Annotated in this window: 22 protein-coding genes; 17 read left to right on the forward strand and 5 right to left on the reverse strand. The window is 52.4% G+C overall.

Annotated features, from left to right (window positions below; all coding sequences use genetic code 11):
* The first annotated feature begins 9 nt into the window (after positions 1-9).
* Genes PJI16_02095 through PJI16_02105 form a run of 3 tightly spaced genes read left to right on the forward strand, consistent with a single transcriptional unit; the run spans position 10 to position 5803 of the window.
* Positions 10-1962, forward strand: a complete 1953-nt coding sequence (locus PJI16_02095) for a DUF262 domain-containing protein (GenBank protein MDT3776350.1) — start codon at positions 10-12, stop codon at positions 1960-1962.
* Entirely contained in the window at positions 1959-5087 is a 3129-nt protein-coding gene (locus PJI16_02100) for an HsdR family type I site-specific deoxyribonuclease (GenBank protein ID MDT3776351.1), read from the forward strand. The genes PJI16_02095 and PJI16_02100 overlap by 4 nt, the downstream gene beginning before the upstream one ends.
* Positions 5087-5803 (forward strand): SprT family zinc-dependent metalloprotease, encoded by a 717-nt coding sequence (locus PJI16_02105; GenBank protein MDT3776352.1) that lies wholly within the window; start codon positions 5087-5089, stop codon positions 5801-5803. The genes PJI16_02100 and PJI16_02105 overlap by 1 nt, the downstream gene beginning before the upstream one ends.
* A 134-nt stretch (positions 5804-5937) precedes the next feature.
* Here the strand turns inward: PJI16_02105 and PJI16_02110 are convergent, their stop codons facing one another.
* Positions 5938-6324: a hypothetical protein gene (locus PJI16_02110; GenBank protein ID MDT3776353.1), complete on the reverse strand. Its 387-nt coding sequence runs from the start codon at positions 6322-6324 to the stop codon at positions 5938-5940.
* 76 nt (positions 6325-6400) lie between these two features.
* The gene (locus tag PJI16_02115) at positions 6401-7477 is read right to left on the reverse strand and encodes a hypothetical protein (protein MDT3776354.1); all 1077 of its coding nucleotides are present in this window, start codon (positions 7475-7477) and stop codon (positions 6401-6403) included.
* Between the two features lie 1158 nt (positions 7478-8635).
* Between PJI16_02115 and PJI16_02120 the strand changes: the two genes are divergently transcribed.
* The 8 genes from PJI16_02120 to PJI16_02155 all read left to right on the forward strand — a co-directional run bounded on the left by PJI16_02120 (position 8636) and on the right by PJI16_02155 (position 12510).
* On the forward strand, positions 8636-8821 hold the full coding sequence (locus PJI16_02120) for a hypothetical protein (GenBank protein ID MDT3776355.1): 186 nt from the start codon (positions 8636-8638) through the stop codon (positions 8819-8821).
* A 73-nt stretch (positions 8822-8894) separates the two neighbouring features.
* A complete protein-coding gene (locus tag PJI16_02125; GenBank protein ID MDT3776356.1) occupies positions 8895-9227 on the forward strand; it encodes a hypothetical protein in 333 nt (110 codons plus the stop codon).
* Positions 9228-9242: 15 nt separating this feature from the next.
* A complete protein-coding gene (locus PJI16_02130) occupies positions 9243-9452 on the forward strand; it encodes a DUF4926 domain-containing protein (protein ID MDT3776357.1) in 210 nt (69 codons plus the stop codon).
* Positions 9453-9641: 189 nt separating this feature from the next.
* Entirely contained in the window at positions 9642-10100 is a 459-nt protein-coding gene (locus PJI16_02135) for a nucleoside deaminase (GenBank protein ID MDT3776358.1), read from the forward strand.
* Between the two features lie 283 nt (positions 10101-10383).
* A complete protein-coding gene (locus PJI16_02140; protein MDT3776359.1) occupies positions 10384-10596 on the forward strand; it encodes a type II toxin-antitoxin system HicB family antitoxin in 213 nt (70 codons plus the stop codon).
* A gap of 436 nt (positions 10597-11032) precedes the next feature.
* On the forward strand, positions 11033-11263 hold the full coding sequence (locus tag PJI16_02145; GenBank protein ID MDT3776360.1) for a DUF4926 domain-containing protein: 231 nt from the start codon (positions 11033-11035) through the stop codon (positions 11261-11263).
* Positions 11264-11881: 618 nt separating this feature from the next.
* Positions 11882-12181, forward strand: coding sequence for a DUF433 domain-containing protein (locus PJI16_02150; protein MDT3776361.1), 300 nt, complete (start codon positions 11882-11884; stop codon positions 12179-12181).
* On the forward strand, positions 12178-12510 hold the full coding sequence (locus tag PJI16_02155; GenBank protein ID MDT3776362.1) for a DUF5615 family PIN-like protein: 333 nt from the start codon (positions 12178-12180) through the stop codon (positions 12508-12510). Before PJI16_02150 ends, PJI16_02155 begins: the two co-directional genes overlap by 4 nt.
* 396 nt (positions 12511-12906) lie before the next feature.
* Here the strand turns inward: PJI16_02155 and PJI16_02160 are convergent, their stop codons facing one another.
* Positions 12907-13617, reverse strand: coding sequence for a DUF1566 domain-containing protein (locus PJI16_02160; protein MDT3776363.1), 711 nt, complete (start codon positions 13615-13617; stop codon positions 12907-12909).
* Between the two features lie 420 nt (positions 13618-14037).
* Here PJI16_02160 and PJI16_02165 point away from each other — a divergent pair, with 420 nt between their 5' ends.
* The 3 genes from PJI16_02165 (at position 14038) to PJI16_02175 (ending at position 15156) form a co-directional block, all read left to right on the forward strand.
* A complete protein-coding gene (locus tag PJI16_02165) occupies positions 14038-14367 on the forward strand; it encodes an AbrB/MazE/SpoVT family DNA-binding domain-containing protein (GenBank protein MDT3776364.1) in 330 nt (109 codons plus the stop codon).
* Positions 14364-14735, forward strand: coding sequence for a type II toxin-antitoxin system VapC family toxin (locus tag PJI16_02170; GenBank protein MDT3776365.1), 372 nt, complete (start codon positions 14364-14366; stop codon positions 14733-14735). Before PJI16_02165 ends, PJI16_02170 begins: the two co-directional genes overlap by 4 nt.
* Before the next feature lie 208 nt (positions 14736-14943).
* Complete coding sequence (locus PJI16_02175) at positions 14944-15156, forward strand: type II toxin-antitoxin system HicB family antitoxin (protein ID MDT3776366.1); 213 nt, start codon at positions 14944-14946, stop codon at positions 15154-15156.
* Positions 15157-15495: 339 nt separating this feature from the next.
* On the opposite strand, the gene PJI16_02180 is transcribed toward PJI16_02175, so the two are convergent.
* On the reverse strand, positions 15496-16434 hold the full coding sequence (locus tag PJI16_02180; protein MDT3776367.1) for a hypothetical protein: 939 nt from the start codon (positions 16432-16434) through the stop codon (positions 15496-15498).
* A 933-nt stretch (positions 16435-17367) separates the two neighbouring features.
* Here PJI16_02180 and PJI16_02185 point away from each other — a divergent pair.
* Together PJI16_02185 and PJI16_02190 are read left to right on the forward strand one after the other, a co-directional pair.
* A complete protein-coding gene (locus tag PJI16_02185; protein MDT3776368.1) occupies positions 17368-18372 on the forward strand; it encodes a kelch repeat-containing protein in 1005 nt (334 codons plus the stop codon).
* 139 nt (positions 18373-18511) lie between these two features.
* Positions 18512-18790: a peptidylprolyl isomerase gene (locus PJI16_02190; GenBank protein MDT3776369.1), complete on the forward strand. Its 279-nt coding sequence runs from the start codon at positions 18512-18514 to the stop codon at positions 18788-18790.
* Positions 18791-18981: 191 nt separating this feature from the next.
* Here the strand turns inward: PJI16_02190 and PJI16_02195 are convergent, their stop codons facing one another.
* A complete protein-coding gene (locus tag PJI16_02195; GenBank protein MDT3776370.1) occupies positions 18982-19179 on the reverse strand; it encodes a hypothetical protein in 198 nt (65 codons plus the stop codon).
* A gap of 427 nt (positions 19180-19606) precedes the next feature.
* On the opposite strand from PJI16_02195, the gene PJI16_02200 reads away from it, so the two are divergent.
* Complete coding sequence (locus PJI16_02200) at positions 19607-22759, forward strand: hypothetical protein (GenBank protein MDT3776371.1); 3153 nt, start codon at positions 19607-19609, stop codon at positions 22757-22759.
* The last annotated feature ends 14 nt before the right edge of the window (positions 22760-22773 follow it).

Below are 22773 nucleotides of genomic sequence, written 5' to 3' on the forward strand. Positions count from 1 at the left end.
TCAACTGATATGAAAATCTCGACCGTCCTTGACCACATCGATAGCGGGCACATGGCTCTGCCCGAGTTCCAGCGCGGATATGTTTGGAACCGCGATCAGGTGCGCGGATTCTTTAATTCGCTCTACCGCCGGCATCCCGTGGGTGGTTTACTGGTGTGGGCTACCGAATCCAAGACCGCCGCGCACCGTGGCGATGGCCCTTTGGCCGCCGGGGTCGTGAAGCTTCTGCTCGACGGGCAGCAACGTATGACCTCGCTCTACGGAGTGGTTCGAGGCAAGCCGCCCAAGTTCTTTGACGGCAACACGCAAGCCTTCACTGGTCTGCGCTTTCATCTGGAAACGGAGACCTTCGCCTTCTACCAGCCTTTGAAGATGCAGGATGACCCGCTTTGGATTGACGTCACTGCACTCATGAAGAAGGGGACGGCCGGGCTTGGCGAGTTCGTTACGCGGCTGAGTACGCAGGCGGCGCTGGCCCCTAAGGTGGGCGATTACGTGGCGCGGCTGAGTGGTCTGCTCGGTGTGACCGAAATTGACCTTCATATCGAGGAAGTCTCCGGGGCTGATAAGACGCTGGATGTGGTGGTGGACATCTTCAACCGGGTCAACAGCGGCGGTACCAAACTCTCCAAGGGCGACCTGGCGCTGGCAAAAATCTGTGCCGATTGGCCGGAGGCTCGCGACACCATGAAGGCCAAGCTCAAAGAGTGGGGCAAGGCCGATTACCACTTCAACCTTGACTGGCTGTTGCGCTCGGTAAACACGGCGCTAACCGGTGAGGCGAAGTTCCAGTTTCTGCATGAGAAAACGGCAGAGGAAATTCAGGATGGTCTGAAGCGCGCGGTCAAACACATCGACACCAGTTTGAATCTGATCAGCGGGAGGCTGGGGCTGGACCATGACCAAGTGTTTTTCGGCCGGTTCGGGGTTCCAGTGATGGTGCGCTACCTCGACCAACGCACTGGAACGATGAACGAGAAGGAGCGCGACAAGCTTCTGTTCTGGTTCGTGCAGGCTGGGATGTGGGGACGTTTCTCCGGCTCCACGGAATCCTTCATCGATCAGGACCTGGCGGCCCTCGAAGGTGCAGATGGCGGACTGGACAAGCTGTTGGAACAATTACGCCTCTGGCATGGCGGGCTGCGTGTAGAGCCGGGGAACTTTACCGGTTGGAGCCTCGGCGCACGATTCTATCCCGTTCTCTACCTACTCACCCGCATGGGGGAGGCGCGCGACTGGGGCACAGGTTTGCCCTTAAAAGCCAACCTCCTTGGAAAAATGAGTCGTCTTGAAGTGCATCACATTTTCCCCAAAGCGCAGCTTTATAAGCGAAAGTTTAAGAAGCCTGAGGTCAATGCGCTTGCGAATTTCTGCTTTCTCACCAAAGACACAAACCTCGACATCAGGGATCGCCTGCCAGAGGAATACTACCTTGAAGTGGAGAAGAACCATCCGGGCGCCTTGGCATCGCAATGGATTCCGATGGACAGGGCGCTCTGGAAGATCGAGTGCTTTCGAGAATTCTTGGAGGCCCGAAAGGAATTGCTTGCGCTGGAAGTCAACCGGCGAATGGAGGAATTATTGCACGGTAACAGTCGATGGTTGAAGGGTCCAACGGCGGCCGTCCCAACGATCGTGGGTGTTGGCGTAGGGACTAGCAGCGAAGAGGAGGACGCTCAGCTCAAAGCATTGAACGATTGGATGGAGGGCCAGAGTCTGCCGCCTGGCGCCTTGGCCTATGACTTCGCCGACCCGGCCACAGGCGAGCAAAAAGCGTTGCTTGACTTGGCTTGGCCCAACGGCATTCAGGAGGAACTCAGCCAGCCGGTTGCCGTGCTCTTGAACGAAGGCGCGGAGACGATTGCTATCGCCAGCCAGGCGGGTTATCGCTGTTTCACTTCGGTCTCTGAGTTTCAAAAGTATGTGCATGCGGAGGTCTTGGCTGAGGAGGCACTGAATTGAGCGAAATTGGTCAAACCGAACGCGCCACGCAGAACCGGATCATTGCCTTGTTCCGTGATGAGTTGCACTATCGCTATCTGGACGACTGGACCGACCGCGAGGGCAATAGCAACATTGAGGAAGGGTTACTCACCGACTACCTGACCAAAAGTGGCTATACCCCGGCACAGATCAGCAAGGCCAGCTACGATCTACGCACTGAAGCGGATAACCACAGCCGTGGCCTCTATGGCAATAATCAGAAGGTTTACAACCTGCTGCGCTATGGCGTGCCGGTGAAGATCGAAGCAGGCAAAGTGACGGATACGGTTCAGCTCATCAACTGGAAGCGCCCGGAGCAGAATGTTTTTGCCATTGCGGAGGAAGTGACGCTCAAGGGTAACCACGAACGGCGACCCGATATTGTGCTGTATGTCAACGGCATCGCTATTGGCTTGCTGGAGCTGAAGAACAGCCGCGTGTCAATTGGCGACGGCATCCGCCAAAGCCTATCTAACCAGCAACTCGAATTTAATGGGTGGTTCTTTAGCACGTTGCAGTTCATCTTCGCCGGTAACGACTCCGAGGGGCTACAATACGGCACCATCGGAACGCCGGAGAAATACTTCCTGAAGTGGAAGGAGGAGGAGGAGGAGGACAATACCCGCTTCAAGTTAGACAAGTACCTGCTTAAAATGTGCCGCAAGGATCGCCTTCTCGAGTTAATGCATGACTTCGTGCTCTTCGACGGTGGCATAAAGAAACTGCCACGTGCACATCAGTATTTCGGCGTCAAGGCGGCGCAGCAGCATGTGCGTCAGAAGAAGGACGGCATCATCTGGCACACGCAGGGCAGCGGCAAGAGCATCGTGATGGTTCTGCTCGCGAAGTGGATACTGGAGAACAATCCCCACGCCCGCGTCGCTATCCTCACCGATCGGGACGAACTGGACAAACAGATCGAACGGGTGTTTACCGAATCGGGCGAGGCAATCAAGCGCACCAGCAGCGGCCGTGATCTCATGCAGCAGCTCAGTCAGGCCACACCGCGACTGCTCTGTTCGCTGGTGCATAAGTTTGGCAAGAAGGGCAAGAAGACGGATGAGGAATTCAAACAATTCATCGAAGAACTGAAGTCTCAGCCATCACATGCCGTTGGCGAGGTATTTGTCTTCGTTGACGAGTGTCATCGCACGCAGAGCGGCAGGTTGCACAAGACCATGAAAGCCCTCATGCCCAACGCTGTCTTCATCGGGTTCACCGGTACGCCCCTGCTTAAGGAGGATAAACAGACGAGTCTTGAAGTCTTTGGTGGCTACATCCACACCTACAAATTCAGCGAGGGCGTTGAAGATGGGGTCGTGTTGGATCTCGTCTATGAGGCGCGGGACATCGATCAGCGCCTCGGCTCCGTAGACAAGATTGACGCGTGGTTCGAGGCCAAGACCAAGGGCCTCAACGACTGGCAGAAGGCTGAGCTGAAGCAGAAGTGGGGAACGATGCAGAACGTGCTCAGCTCCAAGTCGCGCATGGATCGGGTGATAAGCGACATTGTGTTCGACTTCAGTGTGAAGCCGCGCCTTTCCAGCGAACGTGGCAACGCCATCCTGGTCGCCTCTAGTATTTACGAGGCGTGCAAATATTTCAGCCTATTTCAAAAGACTCCCTTCAAGGGCAAATGCGCGGTGGTGACCTCCTACAATCCCTTGGCCAAGGATGTGACGCTGGAGGAAACTGGGGCGAACACAGAGACGGACAAGCAGTTCATTTTCAACATCTACTCTGAGTTGCTGGAAGAGATTGAAGCAAAGCCTGGCATGACTAAGACGGAGACCTATGAGGACTGGGCCAAAGCATTGTTTACGAAGGAACCTGCGAATATGAAGCTGCTCGTCGTGGTAGACAAGCTGCTCACTGGCTTTGATGCCCCACCCTGCACCTATCTCTACATCGACAAGTCCATGCAGGACCATGGCCTGTTCCAGGCCATCTGCCGTGTTAACCGGCTGGATGGCGAGGACAAGGATTTCGGTTACATCGTAGATTACAAGGACCTGTTTAAGAAAGTAGAGAACGCCATCGCCGTCTATACCTCAGAGTTGGATCACAGCGCGGGGGGTGCCGATCCCGAGGTGCTGTTGCAGGATCGACTCAAGAAAGGGAGGGAACGGCTCGACCAGGCGCTGGAAGCCCTTGGCCTGCTGTGCGAGCCGGTGGAACCGCCGAAGGGTGAGCTGGAGCACATCCACTACTTTTGCGGCAACACGGAAATTCCAGCCGACCTGCAAGAACGGGAACCGCAACGCGCCGCGCTCTATAAGGGGACCGTGGCGCTGGTGCGCGCCTATGCGAATATCGCCGACGAACTGGAGGCCGCCGGATATAGTGAGGCCGACATCAGCCGCATCAAGCAACAGCTTGACCATTACCTGAATGTGCGGGAAATCATTCGCAAGGCCAGCGGGGAAAGCCTGGACTTGAAAGCCTACGAGGCGGACATGCGCCACCTCCTGGATACCTATATTGAAGCCGATGAACCCAGGAAGATTTCTCCCTTCGACAACATGGGTCTGTTGGAGCTGATAGTCAAGACCGGGATTGCGAATGCCATCGCTACTCAGCTTGGCGGATTGAAGGGCAACAAAAACGCCATTGCCGAGACCATTGAGAACAACGTCCGCCGTAAAATCATTAAAGAGCACCTGAGCGATCCGGCATATTACGATAAGATGTCCGCATTGCTGAATGAGATCATTGCAGCACGCAGGTCGAAGGCCATCGAATATGAAGAGTATCTGAAGCGCATCGCCGAGTTGGCGAAAAAAGTGGAGGCCGGGCAGGCGGAGGATCTGCCTGTGCAATTGAATACGCCGGGATGCCGCGCACTCTACAACAACCTCAGGCGGGGGGCTGCCGGCAATGCGAACGCCGCTGAGACCTCCCCTTCCTATGGGAACACACCACACGATGCTGTGCTGGAACTGGCAATCAAGATCGATGACACCGTCAAGCGCACCAGACCCGATGGCTGGCGAGGTGTGCAAGCCCGCGAGCGGGTCATTAAAGCGGCCTTGTATGGCATCTTGCAGAACGAGGTCGAGGTCGAACGCATTTTTCTTATCATCAAGCAGCAGAAGGAATACTGATGGTCTCGCAGATTACCCTGGGAGACATCACCGTGGATGTGGTAAAGAAGGGCATCAGGAACATCCACCTGAGCGTCAACCCTCCAACGGGCCACGTGCGAATCTCCGCGCCGCTCCGAATGGACCTCGACACCATCCGCGTCTTTGCTATTACCAAGCTCGGCTGGATCAAGAGCCAGCAGCACAAGATGTGTGAACAAGCCCGTGAAACTCCACGCGAGTATCTCAACCGTGAAAGTCATTATGTGTGGGGAACGCGCTACCTGCTAACGGTCAACGAGAGGGACCAATCACCGTCCGTCGAATTGACGCACAACCGGATGCGTCTGCGCGTTCGCCCGGACACCGATGCGCACAAGAGGCAAACCATCATAGAGGATTGGTATCGCGCCCAGCTCAAGCAAGCCGTGGCGCCTTTGATCGCAAAATGGGAACCGCTCATCGGCGTGAAGGTGAAGCAGTTTTTTGTACAGCGCATGAAGACCAAATGGGGTAGCTGCAACCCGGTTGCGCGCAGTATTCGCCTCAACTCCGATCTCGCCAAGAAACCCCAGGAATGCCTTGAATACATCGTGGTTCACGAAATGGTTCACTTACTTGAATCGACGCACAACGCTCGTTTTGTCTCACTCATGGACCGATTTATGCCCAAGTGGCAGTTCTATCGGGACCAGCTCAACCGCCTCCCGGTTCGCCATCAACATTGGGGATATTAAGCCAGCCAGGCAGCAATCTTGGGAAACTGATAGAGCGCGTTTCTAACAATAACGACAACTTGCCTCTAGACCCCAAATTGGTAATGACACATTCTCCATTCCTTAAGGAACCCACTCGCCAGATTCATTCTCGTTTAGCCCATCTCTTCTATCACGACAACTTCCATTCCGTTGAAACTCTCTAACAACGGTCGCATAATGGAGTCATCCTTTGCGCAAAGCGCGACAGACCGGATAGACGCCGGTTCGAATTGTTGCATCAGCTCAGCAGAAAACAATGTCTGCCCCATCAGATACATTCCCCGTCGATTCGCCTTGGCTTGCACCACAATGACGTCTTGCCCCTTGAGGATGACATCCCGCCAGCTTGCTTTTATTTTTGGTCCATTTGGCAAAATGACGGCGTCTAATCGTCGCGGACCGTTTCCATTCGCCTGCCGGACTGCAGGGAACTCTTCAATTAAGGTGCCGCCTACCTTTTCCCAATACTTCATCATCATCGGAATTTCCCGCTTGCTCATGAATTTCTACCTTTTCTAGGGCGGCATTGATTTGGAGGTTCTCCCTCTCCAAAACAACATTTTCCACGACAAGTCTTTATACAATATTAAAGGCCCGGGCACAGCCTAAACTTTTATTTTTCAGATACCAGGTTAAATTGGCGAAGGCATCCTGCCCTTTGATGGTCAATTGAAAGAGTTCTTCCCACGTCATATGAGAAAAATGTTTCTTATACTGGGGCTGTAAAAGGGATCGCATATTTCGCATCACGGGATGGCTCTCCGGCCTCCCTCTTTTCACATTCATGACATGTTGGTTCCGGAGGTTCACCACATGCCACTCCGCATCACCTTCCAGTTTGGCCATAGAAGCCGCAAAGATCATATTTCGAAATAATTGCTCATAGAACAGGGGTGGGAGGTTCTCAAGGTCGATGATGTGACTGGCGTCGATGATCGTATTGTTGGTGCAATACCGTTGGATCAGCTTTTCTTTTTTCTTTGGTTTATCCCCCTCGCTCTCTTCTTTGTCCATGGCCAACGAGTTTTTACTCCCGAATTTGGCCTCGATACAGATGACCGCCTTTTGCGGGACGATCAACATAATATCCGGCTCCGTCCCGAATCGTTTCATATCTCCCTCTAATTGACGGCGAACTTCTTCCAAAGGGGGATACTTGCTAAAGGTCTGATGCTTCAGGTCGATCTTTCCTCCCCACAAATAGAGCTCCACTTCTTCCTCAACTTTTCTCCGCAAGAAATGACTGACGAGCCTCTGCAGGGCTTCCCCATTAGCGAGCAACTCCGTAAACACATTGTAGGTGAGGGCGTCTTCGCTGTTTTCATAACATAACCGCCCGGACTCCAATTTATTCCCGTTTTTAAGAAAATTTTGAATGTAATAGTCACTGTGAAATAATAAATTTCTCTTGGTAGCCGTAATGAGGGCATTTCGGTCTTGCCCGTTGTGATAGACAAACCCATTGCTATGCACTCGAATGCCGTGTTCAGGACAAAAAGGCAGGTACCGCATGGTTCCCTTATATTTTTGAAACGGCGCTTTATGGCGGCCCATATCCGTGGAACAGTTTTTCACGGGACATTGACTGTTCCATAATCGAGTCACCTGGAGATCATTGCGAAGGAAGGACATGGTGCAAGTCGAGTGAGCCATTGGTACATCTCCTATTGACCAAGTTTTTGGCATTGTCTGCAGTTCCAAACAAGGTATTCAAAGCCAATCGCCGAGGAGGGCCTTCCATCCAGAAGAGGGGCCTTTCCTTCTCATTCATCGGCTCGACCCTCCATGAAACTGAATGAAAATGGCTCATGGAGAGTCTGATAAACGCCCTTCATACTCTCTCACCATCGACTCCAAGCCGATTACTACCCCAACTGATCGAATGATCAAAAAGAAAAGGTGTATTCCGGCTGATGATCGGCGGGGATGACGGAGGGGAAGATGGATTGAACTTGTCTTTTAAGTTAGATGCCGGGGTTCGTCCAGGCCGCAGAGGTTTTGAGAATCTCATTCTGCACGGTGCCATTATCTCTTGGGGCGCCTCTTCCTTTTTCAGTGCATTCCGGGGTTTCGCCCCCGTACGACGAGCCACTTTTGTTTCGGCAAAAGTGGCCAAAACCATGTTGACCGTGGCATGGCCCTTCGGGTGCCCTGCGCGGTTCACCAGCACCGGCGGCGGGCAAACTCGCTGCGCTCAGACACTGCCCGCCTTTTTTCCGGTGCCGGTTGCACGGCTCGGCCATGTCACAAGGTCGGGGGATCATAAAGGAGGAGGGCGGCCCAACTCGCAGGGCTCACACAAGGGCCGCTAGCGGATAAGAGCGTCCCTCCCTTGGGCCAGCCGGCAGGCGTCGAACTACAGAAGAAACACCGTTCGCGCCACAGGGTCAGGGCTTCCATTCACACATCACTCCCACCTTTTCCCCTCTACTTCAGCCCCTTCTCCCCTCCCCCATTTCTATTGGATAACATCCGGTTTGAGTGGGAAAGACTTTATCTTTTCGTTTTTCTCCGGCCTTAATTGGTTGAGAGGATAAAGATGGGTACCCAATAACGAATGTCGGGCATGACGAAGAGGGATGGATTGATGGAGAAGAGCAGATGGTTTCCCGTTGAAAAATATCGAGCAAGACAGGGGAGGATGAATTCCTGCCAAGGACCTGCGAGAATAACTATAGTGTAAGGAATGGGATCAACCCTTTTGTTGAGTAATTATTTGCCAACTAGCGAAAAAAGGGGGAAGATGCCTTTCAGAAAATAAAGAATGAACCAGTGGTCTTTCCTAAAACCATGAAGAAAACTTAACAGCCCATGACCCCCGAAGATTACATGCGCCTAGCAATCGTCATGGCGCAGAAGGTCCCCCAATATCTATTCGGAGCCGTAATCGTTCGCAGGACAACTGGGGATATCGGCAAAGTCTTCACCGGCTTCCAAAAGTACCTCTACCAACCTCAAGCCGTGGCATGGACACCATCCAGGAAATCTATTGGGTAGTGGATGAACGCACACAAAGAGGGGTCAATTGGAAGACTGATGACCCCCAGGCAATGTAAGATGGACCTTTGCCATGAAACTCTCTAATGCCGCCAGGGCTATTGTGGATGTCAGAAAGCTTCGCGACTATTGTCTCAGCCGTGAACATCCGCGAGGTCAACACAAAGCCCGTGTCTTTCAGAGCGCCTTGGGATGGACTGCCGCCTCGGCAGAAGAGGTTCGTCGAAGGCTACTTGAAGTCGTACAGAGGGAAGAAGCCACTTTCCTCGGTTCAGATGACTATGGAAAACGGTATGCGCTAGACTTTTCAGTACACGGCCCCGCTGGGCCAGTAACTGTTCGAAGCTTGTGGATCGTTCGCCGTGATGAGGACTTTCCACGATTCGCCTCATGCTATATCCTATAGGAAGGAGATTACCTCATGATTCAAGATATTTGTGTCCTGGATGTGGTCGCCTTGACTCAGGATATTCCTGAGAGCAGCTTGCTGCGAGGACAAGTGGGGACCGTGGTGGAATCCCTTGGACCAGATATGTTTGAAGTGGAATTTGTGGATAATGACGGCCGAACCTACGCGACGCTCCCCCTGAATTCCAGCCAACTCCTCGTGCTGCATTACCAACCTGCGTGATCTCGCTATTTTATCCGTTCCTGTCATTTTCGATGGAGGGAATTTTCCTAATGAGGGGTTTATGCCTGAAGGGGTAAGGTGTGATCCAGAGACGGGCAGACCTCCAAATGGACTCTCATTAGATTGAACACCTTCATTGTCTCTGGCAAACGATGTGAGGAATTCTGGTAAGCGTGAAAAAAAATGAACATGAGCCCCTCTGATTATATGCGCCTGGCCATTGTCATGGCGCAAAAGGTCCCCCAATATCCATTTGGGGCCGTGATCGTTCGACAGGCAACCGGAGAGGTCCTCGCAAAAGGGTACAACCGTTCTTCCCGCAATCCTATCGTTCACGGTGAAATCGATGTCATCAATCGTTGTGCGGCGGCCCATGCACCGGTGGATTGGACCACCCTAGATTTGTATACGACCGCTGAACCCTGTCCCATGTGTCAGAGTGCGATCGAGTGGGCCGGCATGGCCAACGTATACTTTGGCACGTCGATTCCGTTTCTCCAACAACATGGGTGGCGGCAAATTGATATTCGGGCTGAGGAGGTGGCACGGCGGACGCCTTTTCGGAATACGAAAGTTATTGGGGGGATTCTGGAGCAAGAATGTAATGCGTTGTTTGAGGCGGCGCAGCGCGATGTCTTGAAGAAATAAATTTCTCGACTTTCAATTTAAAAAAATCATGCGCCGGGTGTCGGCCCGGCAGCCGAGGCACTTTTGTTTCGGCAAAAGTAGCCAAAACCATTTTGGCCGTGGCATGGCCCTTCGGGTGTCCTCCGCGGTTCACCGTCACCGGCGGCGGGCAAACTCGCTGCGCTCAAACACTGCCCGCCTTTTCTCCGGTGCCGGCTGCACTGCTCGGCCATGCCACCAGGCCAGGGATGCATAGAGGAAAAGGGTGAATGAACAAACCGGCTGGAAAAAGTAGGGGGACCGTATGCGATATGCCATTGTGATTGAAAAATCGCCTGCAAACTTTGCGGCGTATGTGCCGGATTTACCTGGGTGTGTGGCAACCGGGGCGACCCTGGATGAAACTGAAACACTCATACGAGAAGCGATTGAATTCCATCTCGAAGGAATACAGGCCGATGGCCAACCTCTCCCACCTCCCAGTTGCCAAGTCGAATACGTCGAAGTTTCAGTCTAACTCCTCTTTCCACTGTGTTCCTTACATACGGGGTTTCGTCCCCGTGCGACGAGCCACTTTTGTTTCGGCAAAAGTGGCCAAAACCATTCACGCCCCGGCTGGCCTCATTGCAGAGGAGGGACGCCAACTCTGAAGAGGGCGGCCCAACTCGCAGGGCTCAAACAAGGTCCGCTAAATGCTAGGAGCGTCCCTCCTTGGGGCCAGCCGGCAGGCGTCGAATCAATGGGCCGCCTGCTGATTTGAGCGCCGGACCGCTTGGCTGACCTGCAGGTGATAGTTCGGAAAAAACCTAGCCATATTTTCCTCTGTTCGATGATGGTATGGTACTGACACCGAAGGGTCAGTCCGTCATCGTGCGGACCATATGGATTGTTGATAAGGGCGAAAATCGGCCTCGATTGGTGACGGCCTATCCACGAGAACAGGAGTCTTGACCATGATCAAAGAACATGACCGGGTAGTTTTAGCCGTTGACGTTCCCTCTGAAGCCCTTGTGGCGGGAGATGTCGGAACGATCGTTCATGTCTATCAGGACAAGCAGGCCTACGAGGTGGAATTTACCACCCTGGAAGGGAAAACCGCTGCAGTCGTGACATTGGAGGTTCTTCAGGTTCGTCCGGTGGGCAAACGCGAGATCACTCATGCTCGCGAGTTGGCTTCTCGATAACCCAAATCCCCACGCCGCGTCACCGATCTACATCTCGGATGTTTTGATTCGCTTATCTCTCTCACACAGCCGCGCATTCGCGCGATGGGTTTCCTTCTCTCTACCACAAAATGAGTCTCTCAGCTGTCGTTCAAAAACTGTGGAACTCATGCCACGTCCTTCGTGAGGACGGAATGACCTAGGGCAATTTCCTTTCGGACAGCACGTGAAGGACCGATCTATTCCTGGGTTCGTCCCGGCAGCCGAGGTCCTTTTGTTTCGGCAAAAGTGGCCAAAACCATTGACGCCCCGTCTGGCCTCATTGGAGCGGAGGGACGCCACATATGAAGAGGGCGGCCCAACTCGCATGGCTCAAACAAGGCCTCCCAGATGCGAAGAGCGTCCCCCCCGTGTCAGCCGGCATGCGTCGGACTAAAACGAACCTTGCAGGGCTTCCGCCGAGATCTATTTGAAAACAAGAGAAGATGGGCTCGGCTTTAAGGAGGCTCAGGGTCTTGGGCTTTGCTATGGGCATGACCTTACGGGAGGAATTTTTCCTATTAACCCCAATTCTAGCTTACAATAAGGAAGTCTGGTAGATTGCCAAAATTTACAACTTCGGACAGAGGGAGAATATTCATGAATACCAGAACGTTGGATCAGCATATCGAGTGCACGCCTGAAATAGCGGGGGGAAAACCACGCATTGCCGGACATCGCATTACCGTGCAGAATGTGGTGATTTGGCATGAGAGCTTTGGTAAAAGTGCAGATGAAATCGCGAGCGAATATGGGCTGACCTTAGCAGATGTCTATGCGGCGTTGGCGTACTATTTTGATCGCAGGGAGGAAATTGACCGGGATATCACTGAGCACAAGGCCTTTATTGCAATGTTGCGACAGGAGATTCCTTCGAAACTGAAAGAAAAGCTTCGGTGAGCCAAAAGATCCGGTTTTATGCAGATGAGCACATAGCCAAAGCGGTTATACTTGGATTACGACAGCGTGGCGTAGACATCCTCGCTGTGAAGGAAACTGACATGCTGAGTGCTTCTGATGCGGAACATTTTACGCGGGCTCAACGTGATAACAGAGTAATCGTCACTCAAGATGACGATTTCCTTCGTTTCCACGCGGCTGGCAAAAACCATAGTGGAATCGTGTACGCACCTCAAGGAATATCCATAGGCGAGATGATACAGGGATTGCTATTGATAACTCAGGTCCTGGATGCAGAAGAAATGCAAGGCCAGGTTGAATTTTTGTAAAAAAATAAAAATATCGGGTGACATTCAGCATCTACTTTGTCTTCCTGTTTCTCCTTCCACATTCTCACTCTTCGAAGATGTCGGGGGTTCGTCCCCGTGCGACGAGGTCCTTTTGTTTCGGCAAAAGGCCCCAAACCCATTGACGCCCCGTCTGGACTCCTTGCAGAGGAGGGACGCCAACTCTGAAGAGGGCGGCCCAACTCGCAAGGCTCAGACAAGGCCCGCCAGATGCTAAGAGCGTCCCTCCTATGCGCCAGCCTGCAGGCGTCCGACCATAGAGACAAAACTTTCATTGATGACCATGAAAGAGGGAGGAGCGAAGAGCCAACAAGAAATTAGAGAATTTTTTATAATTTGAGGAAGGGAGGCTCTGTCCCCTATACTTTTCAAGCCTAATTACCACATGACTTCAAGCACTTCATGGTCATGGTGGGGTTCCACAATCGCAGCTAGTCCTTGCCCGTCGGAGCTTTGTCCATCCCGCACACACCATGCGAGACCTTTGCCCTCCAACTTGATGACGAATACTCCGCCCAGGAAATAGTTCACGAGCCAGGCGAACGTGGGAGTCCCCCCGGTCGTCGACGCCGACCAATAGTTGGCCGACTGCACGTTTTGAAACGGATGGACATCCGGCAAACAGAGCCCCCCACCTAGGCACAGCACCGAATTGATATCCAGCAGACTCGCCAGTTGTTCCCGCATGGGCAATGCCCAGCCTTTTCGTCCCCCCACCTCGCGGGTGGTACAATGGCTGATGGCTCCGGCCCAGTTAAAGGCCTTCATCGACGGGGAGGTCTCCCACACGAGGCCCGTTTCCCGGTCACAAAACGCGACGCCATACAGGACCGGGACAAACCGGTTCGCACCCGCGAATTTTTGTCCCCTCATCTTTGATCCACCACACTGCCCCATCGCGTCAGGTTCGGTGGAGGCATATATCTTATTGTTCGGGATTTCGATGTGCGGGAGAATGTCATGAATCGGCTGGCCCGGTTTGTTCTCTGGTGGTCCATTATGGGCCAAGATGACTCCCGGCAGCGCCAGACACACAACTAGAGTCGCCGCCGCCCCCATACCCGCAAGGGTTAATCGTTGAGCAAACATCCAATATCTCCCTGAATAACGTAGGACCGATAACCCTGCTGGTTCTTCCCACTGGTTCGGAATGAGGAATCAATATTTCCTTCCTTAATATACTGTAGCCCATACGAATGCTATCTGGTAAGACGGGCGCGCAATCACGGCAACCGTGTTGTCTCTCTGCGATTATTGTTGCCGGGGTTTCGCCCCCGGACGGCGAGGTCCTTTTGTTTCGGCAAAAGGACCCAAAACCATTGACGCCCCGTCTGGACTCATTGCAGAGGAGGGCCGCTAACTTTTTTAAGAGCGGACCAACTCGCAAGGCTCAAACAAGGTCCGCTAAATGCGAAGAGCGTCCCTCCCCAGGGCCAGCCGGCAGGCGTCGAAACATATGGGTGAGAATTTTTTAGAAATTTCCATTAGAGAGGGAAGAGCGCAGGCATAATGACAGAGGAAAGTGGGATTACCTATTACGAACCTCTGGCCCTCGGAGAAGGCCCACGCTTGACTGAAAAATCGTATGACGATAACATGATCGATCATGAATTGGTAAGGAGACTTGATATGGCCACAACCACGATTTCACCGAAATTTCAAATTGTGATTCCCAAGGACGTGCGGGAAAAACTTCACCTCAGTCCTCAGCAGCGTTTGCAGGTTGTAGAAAAGGGTGGAGTCATTACACTGGTGCCGGAAGTGCCGCTTAAAAATCTAAAGGGGGCACTAAAGGGCATGTCTAAGGCAGCCATTCGCGAAAAACAGGATCGGTTGTGAAGATCTTAATGGATTCCAGCGGATGGATTGAATACTTCACCGCAGGTCCTCTTGCCGAGCGTTATGCGACCTATTTCACACCCCGCTATGTCTGCATCATCCCAACCATCGTCCTGTATGAGGTGTATAAAAAAATCAAACGGGAGAAAGGAGAAGAGACGGCATTATTGCTTTCGGGACAACTCAGTGCCAACCATATGATTCCGCTCACTGAATCCATCGCTTATCTGGCCGCCGATTTGAGCTTGTTGCACGGTTTAGCCATGGCCGATGCCATCGTGTATGCCACCGCCAAGGATCAGAATGCACAAGTTGTCACGGGAGACGCAGACCTGAAGACTCTGCCTGGTGTGATCTATATCAAATAGGAAAACCCGCAAGGAGTCAGAACGCTTTTTTTGGGGAGGAATCTGCTCTGCCTGGAATGGCGGTCCGGGCATATTCTATGACCCGACACCGCATGATTGTGTGATGGCCTTTTCTTTTCGTTTTACTTTGGCTTCCCGTGTGAGAAAAGGTGGTAAATTTTGTGTTGAATAGTTTGCTGCCCACAAGCGGACCAAGATAGGGGACCGTATGCGATATGCCATAGTGATTAAAAAATCTCCCACAAACTTTGCGTCGTATGTGCCGGATTTACCTGGGTGTGTGGCAACCGGGGCGACCCTGGATGAAACTGAAACACTCATACGAGAAGCGATTGTATTCCATCTTGAAGGAATACAGGCCGTTGACCAACCCCTCCCATCTCCAAGTTGCCAGGTCGAATACGTGGAGTTGTCAGTCTAACTCCTCTTTCCACTGTGTTCCTTACATACGGGGTTTCGGCCCCGTGCGACGAGCCACTTTTGTTTCGGCAAAAGGACCCAAAACCATTGACGCCCCGTCTGGACTCATTGCAGAGGAGGGCCGCTAACTTTTTTAAGAGCGGACCAACTCGCAAGGCTCAAACAAGGTCCGCTGAATGCTAGGAGCGTCCCTCCGGGGGGCCAGCCGGCAGGCGTCGGACCATAAGGGATCATTCAGGAATTTCTATGAAAAACAGAGGAACATCGGAAGGACGATGGCGGGAAGATAGGTGCGGGGGTGCGGCCCGGCGAAATTATTTCGGTGGGGTGGCTGGTGTGATTATCTTCTATTCACTGACATTGTGGGGGGTTGAGAGCGGTTTTTTCTTTTTGCTTTTCCCCGGGTTCCATTGATCTTTGATATTTTTCTGTTGACCCATTCGTTTAAGGCTATCCATACGGTGTTCTCGCCACTATCGGCTCTGGCTATCTCCTGTGCAAGCGTGAGAATCTCTTGATACGAACGCACGTGTAATGCTACCTGATCCTGTCTGACCATCTGCGTGAATTCTCCCCATTCATGGGATTTGACCTTTTTGGCCATGGGCAGATCCGCATTGTCTGCATAGACGATGACCACCGCCGGTTGCTTGTTTTTCTGCCGTGCCAGCTTATAGGCCACCACCAGATTGCGCATCCATTGGTAGGCCGCTCCCGCGAATGGGCAGGGCTGGTAATCAGTTTCGGCATCCAGATAAAAGACCTTCGGAATGATGTCCCAATATTGGATGCCTTTGTCACTTAAGGGGCAACGACTGGTCATGGTAATTCCGCGAAGGCTTTTCTGCATATAGTTTCCCTGGCACGGGATAGAGCCATTGCGCCGTACCGTTTGCGAACAGGCGCCTCCATCCTGCTCGGTGAATTTACATTCAAACAGAATCACCGAATTGGGACTTTCCGCATAGACATCCACTTGCGTCGGGCGAGGTTCATTGAGCAATGATGGGCGAACGCGCGATTCCAGGGTGATGTTCCAGGGACCGCCGGCCGGAACCCCAAGGTTGGTTGCCAGCGCATCAAGAATCACATCACAATCGGATGAGGTTTTGATGGTACCGAAGACATCAATGGCCAGGGCTTGGGATGAATGTGTCACATGCGTATCGATGGCTTCTCCCCGGCCTGTGTGCCACGGAAATGTTTCCCATGGTTCACAGGCTTGATGCGCGGGGGGAAAGATATTGCGTTCGATGCGTGTTCTGGTGGCTTGGTCCATAGGCGTCGGCTTTCATTGTGAGACTGGGATGTCGGAATGTGGTGTTTATGGTTTGTATCGGTAAATGGGGCTTGAAGCTGAATATAGAGGGGAATCGAGATTAGCGTTTTTATTTTTAAAAAGGCTGCATAAGGATGAAAATTGTTTCACCTACCGCACCTCTGGGATTTCGGAGTGAGAGAAGAAGGCCCACTCCACATCCCCTATTGTGCCTCTTTGACATGAAACCTTCTTACAACGAATGAGAAAAAGATCGCTGACCGATCGGGAATGTTCGAAGCGATGCGAATAAATGATTGATCCCGGGTTTCGGCCCGGCAGCCGAGCCACTTTTGCTTCGGCAAAAGTAACCAAAACCATTGACGCCCCGTCTGGCCGCATTGGAGGGGAGGGACGCTAACCTGAGAGGAGCGACCCTCCTGGGGCCAGCCGGCAGGCGTCGGAACAACATTAAAGCGTACCGAGACAAAGCCACGGACGGCAGGCAAACTCGCGGAGTTTATCCTGAGCCAACGCCGAAGGGCTCAAACACTGCCCGCCTTTCCTCCGGTGCCGGTTGCACGGCTCGGTCATGCCACAAGGCCAGGAGAGGCTAGCGGGGATGAATGAATTCGCCGGGCTCATACACGGTCCACTAGAGGGAAGAGCGTCCCTCCTGTAGACCAGCCGGCAGTCGTCGATCTATTAGGAACATTCCAGGGCCTCCCATGAAGCAGACTGGAGAGATGGAAGGCTGCCTTGTCTGAACACCACTGCCGCTGCAGATTTTTTCAGCATACTGCGGGGTGGCACTTTTTCCCTAACCGATGGCTGGGGGCATTGCGTTTATCGAAGATTTTCTTTTCCTCGATTGGGTATAATCCCGCTATGCGTGACTTGATAATATCGACTCTTCGATGCCACGTTCCCATGATGAGGACTTCGGCCTTTCTCATGCCGTTTTTCACTGCGCTCTGCCTCATCATCCTCCCGGTATCTGCGCAATCGGTACAGTCCGAGACGGACCAGGGCGCATGGCAGACGGAAACCCCGGCACCCACGAAGCGGACTGAGGTGGCAGCCGCGACCTTGAACAATACAATTTACGTCGTGGGCGGTTTTGAGCAGCCCGGCTTGAGCAACTTCATCAATCTTGGGATCACTCCATCCCTCCAAGCCTACGATCCCGCCACAGACCGATGGACGGCCAAAGCGCCCATGCCCATCGGCCTACACCATCTGGGTATCGGGGTGGTAGGCGGCAAGCTGTATGTCATTGGCGGTTACAAGCAGGGGGGGCTCAGCGTCTGGCAGCCCGTGGCCACGGTGTATGCCTACGATCCAGCCATGGACACTTGGACGGAGCGCGCCCCCATGCCGACTCCTCGCGGGGCCTTGTCCGTGACAGCGCACGACGGAAAACTGTATGCCATCGGCGGCTACGACGGGAAGGCCAATAGCCCTGCCGTCGAGATCTACGATCCCCAAACCAATACCTGGACTGTGCGCACGCCGTTGCCGACCCCTCGCGATCATCTTGCGGCCGCAACCGTGTCCGGTAAGGTGTACGCAATCGGCGGACGAGTAAACGGCGACTATCGGCAAAATCTCGCTGTCATGGAGGTGTACGATCCCGTCACCGACCGCTGGTCGCGGGCCGCAGATCTTCCGGCTGCCCGCAGTGGAATCACCGCGGCCGAAGTTGGCGGTCGGATTTATGTTTTCGGCGGCGAAAAGGAAGAGGGTACCTTTCGTGAAAACGAGGCGTATGATCCGGCGCGTAACGTCTGGCAAACCATGGCACCCATGACGACAGGACGCCACGGCCTCGGGTCTGCGGTAGTGGATGGCCGTATATACGTCATCAGTGGCGGGCCGACTCCAGGAGGCTCCTTTAGTGATCTGAACGAAGTCTTTACTCCACCTGAATCCGGTACCTCCAAACGCTCTAACCCATGAGGCGCAAATCAGCCTGACAGATCTGGTCCCTCGAAATATTTGAGATGACATATTTTCATGGGGCATCGTATAATTTAGTCAGTAGATAGGAATTGGTGATGTTTAGCGGATTTTGATTCAGGGCTTGAAAGGAGAATGTATGGAGTGGAGAGCGAGTCATATTTTAGTGAAAGAAAAAGGGTTAGCGGACGACCTGAGAAAACGCCTGAAAACCGGTGGTAAATTTGCCGAATTGGCGAAAGAATTCTCGACCTGCCCCAGTGGTTCCAAAAGTGGGGATCTTGGCTGGTTTGGTCCCGGCAAAATGGTCAAGGCCTTTGAAGATGCGGTCAAACGCCTGGGGCATGGCAGTCTGAGCCCTGTGGTTAAAACCCAATTCGGGTACCACATCATTAAAAAAACCGGACAGAAGGAATAATCTTCCTGACAGATTCATCTTCCGCGATTCTCAAAGATTATTTCGAACAGATGACCCGGAGGTTTTCCTGCCCTACATTTTCGGGATCATACGTAAATGATGGCTCGAGCCCTTCAACGTGACTCTCAGGACAAGTTCTAGAAGGCTCCGTGCCTCTGCTGGTCATCCTCAAACGTATAGGCCCTCCTTAGTTATCGGTTCAGAATGATGAGCGCTGTGGGGCTGGCGGTTTGACCGCCTTGCGGCTTCGTGATTAAGGCCGTCATGCCGAAATAGCCACCTGATGTGAGCCTAGGCCTTGTCATTGTCGATAATGGATTGGCGTGCTTGCGAATCGTTCCGACGATGAAACTCACGACACATGCTTCTTCAATTAGGACAGACCCCATAGGTTTTCCTGGCGTATTGTGGCCATATCACCAATGGGCTCCCTATATAAATAATGAACGCGCGTTTCGTCAAAGAATTTCTCCATCACGTATCTGATCGGATACAGGATCGTATCTGATTGGATACGCAATCTCCCACTCCACACATATTCCATTTTCCATTGGCGTTCCTTTTGTTTCTTTCTTTTTCTATAATCCCGCTGATTTGTCATGTGATCAGCCAGTGACGGAGGAGCCTTCCGTTGCGCTCGCATGAATCTTGAGTTTCCAGTAGGCAGGAACGGGAGAGTGGCTGTCATTTTTTATCAAATGGAGGACGTTTTGAGTTGTCCAACCACACAGATGTTCTTTCCCTTCAGCAATGAGACGAAGCCGAAATGCCTTATCCGACAGGTATCGGATTCCAGGGAAAACTTGCGAGTGAATCATGTCTTTTGAAAAAAGTGATGACTCAAAAATTCCTGTCACGGGGTTATTGATTCTGCTAACCGTGCTTGGAGGATTTCTGTATTACCAACAACCCTTTCGAAGTGAACGACCCGTTAATGAACAACAAGGCAAGTCGTTGATCGTTGGGGACAAGCGGGTTCAAAGCCGGCTCTGGCAGGACCCTTTCGCATCGGTAAAGGCTCATAAAAATGCCGAACCCAAGGCCAACCAATCTCAGTCTGAGGCCCCGTCATTACAAGATTCCTCCAATGGTTCCGGGACCAGGGATCATCATAAATTAGGCATTCAGTTGCGTGAGATCACAGAGACCATAGGGACAACCGAACCACCATTCAAAGTCCTGATCGTCGTGACAGAAGGGACTCCCTTTGCTTCCGGAACAGAATACCGGTTACGCCATAGATACGCGGTGGTGTCCGCTCTCGGGGAGGCCGGGTATATCCCCGAAGAAGGGGAGTTTTTCCGATATTTTGGGTGGGACCGCACAAAACTTAAAGGAAATGATACCTGCTGGGATGAAAGTTGTCCCGCCCTTGATGTGCCGCTCGAATGGTTTAAACCACAGGACAAGCAAAAAAACAATGTCCTGGTCTTATGGGTCAAGGATCAGGACCTGGAGAAAAAGCCCTTGGCGTCCCTGGAAGGCCTCGTGGCATTCGTCAAAAATCCAGAACCGGACTTTCGAAAGAATCAACAAGGTAAACATTCACCTGATCCCACCATGTCGTTTACGGTTTTAGGGCCCTTTCATTCCGGAACGTTACGCGCCATGATCGGCGAAGTGCTCGCAAAGCGGAGTCAGGAACCTCCCTCCACCTCTCCAACAGAGGGTTCGCACGCGATTGAATACCTTTCCTTTTCTGCAACGGCGTCTGATGCCGTTCTATTTGAAGGTTTCCCTCTTGGGAGAGAAGAATGTGTGAGTGAAGCCACGTGCTGGGAGTATATGAGGTCCTTGAACTTTGATGTGCATCGTGTCATCGGAACAGATGAAGAACTGGCTAGAACACTCGTCGAGGAATTAACCAAACGAAGGGTGGACCTTCAAAATGGACATGATCATATTGCCTTGATCGGCGAGTGGGATACGCTCTATGGGCGGAAATTGCCTCTGACCTTTCTTGAGGTGACGAAAACGACTCCGGATCTTGATCTGATATCCAAAATTGAAAATTTAGGAGACGTCGACTGGCCGGATTGGGCCCATCGCTTTAGCTATCTTCGTGGAATTGACGGTGAGCTTCCCCAGAATATGAATGGCTCTGACGGAAACTCCAAGGGTGACGGAACCGATTCCGGAAACTTTTTAAATTTCCGCAATAGAGGTCTTGAACGCCCCGAAGGCCCGTCGCAATTCGATTACCTGAGGCGTTTGGCCTTACAAATTAAAGTCGAAGATCAAAAGATTCGTGAACGCTGTATGGACAATGTGGGGGAAGGATCGTGGCCCATCTGTCCGGGCTTTAAGGCCATGGGCATTTTGGCAGGAGATGTCTATGACAAACTGCTGCTCCTCCAAGCGTTACGGAAGGAATTTCCCGGGGTCATTTTCTTTACCACCGATCTTGATACCCGTCTCCTCCATCCGGCCCAATATCAATGGACACGGAATCTTCTGATTGCTTCCCATTTTGGCCTACGCCTTCATCCCCAGATTCAGGGCTCGATTCCCCCCTTTCGTGATGCCTATCAAACCTCGTTATTCTTATCCACGCTGCTGGCTCTTGACCCTGTCACCGTATGTCGGACAGCTTCCTCCTTTTTTTCTCATGGGACATGCGACGACTCACCAGACACCCACTCTTACAAAAGAACGCCGAGAGTCTTCGAGGTCGGACTGACAGGCGCGTACGACCTGAGTGCCGACCCCAGCACCATTCATGCTGCACGACCGGATTTTGAAAAGGGAAAGCCGGCCCCCCTCATTAGCTTGCGGACGTTCTTACTGCTGGGATGTATTGTATTAGGTGGTTGGGTGATTTATGCGGCCATGAGCCGGAGAGCCGTGTTTCTTGCCAAGACCACGTGCAAGTCCCATATGTTTTGGATTTTCCTGGCCGCAATCGTCGGTATGTACTCCTTGCTTTTGGTGTCCATCACAGACCAACTCAAGGATGGAGAACCATTTGTCTGGCTGGAAGGCATCAGTGCTTGGCCCACCGAAGTACTCCGGTTAGCGGCGTTCTTTTTGAGTCTCTTGTTCCTTTGCCGAGGATACAGAACCCTTCAGGCCAAATTTCGTCAAATGGAAGAGGAATTTCAACTCCATCCAGGGCAATGTTCAGGATGGTTCGAATGGAAAAAATGGATGGAATTCGGCCCTGATCCTATAGGGAGTCGCGTATCCCCCAAAAATACCGTTCGGGAATGCTGGGAAGTCTATACGGCATTAATGAGCCTCAAATGCGCGGGATCCCGTGTGGTCGTTCAAACGATCGTCTACTTGTTTCTTTTTGCCTTTCCAATCTTTTTTCTCATTGGATTTCCCACCACCCCTTGCCGGGGTGACACGTGTTTCATCTGGGATAAGATGATTCTCTTATTGAGCGTGGTCACCATGTGGCTCCTGGTGTTTTTTGTGGTGTATGCGACACGGCTTTGCGCCCGGATGGTGGATTGGGCATTACAACGAGGGGTTCACTGGCCCATTCAGGATTCGGTCCGGGAACCCTGGTTCCACAGTACACTGAACATTTCCCTGGCCCATATCCAACAGAGTCTGCGGTTCTGTGGCCAGCTCACAGAAGTGGTTGGGACCTTAATCTATTATCCCTTTATTATCGTCCTGGTCATGATTGTGTCACGCTCTTCATTTTTTGATGACTGGGATCTTCCGATCAGTCTTCTTCTCGTGATAGGGAGCAACATCGGGCTGGCCATTTTTTCAGCCTTCCATTTCCGGCAAACGGCTGAGAACGCCAGGGGACGCGTTCTCAATGAGTTGACGTCCATGTTGAGCACGAGTTCAGGCTCTGCACGAAAAGCTCAAATACAGAAGGTCATCAGCGGGGTGCAGCACTTTAGAAAAGGGGCGTTTTGCCCGTTTGCCGAACAACCCATTTTGAAGGCCTTTGCGATTCCTTCCGGTGGCTATTTCCTCATGCTGTTTATTGAATATCTTGGCAGGTGATTGGACCGGAATCC

The sequence above is a fragment of the Nitrospira sp. MA-1 genome (genome assembly GCA_032139905.1).
GTDB lineage: Bacteria > Nitrospirota > Nitrospiria > Nitrospirales > UBA8639 > Nitrospira_E.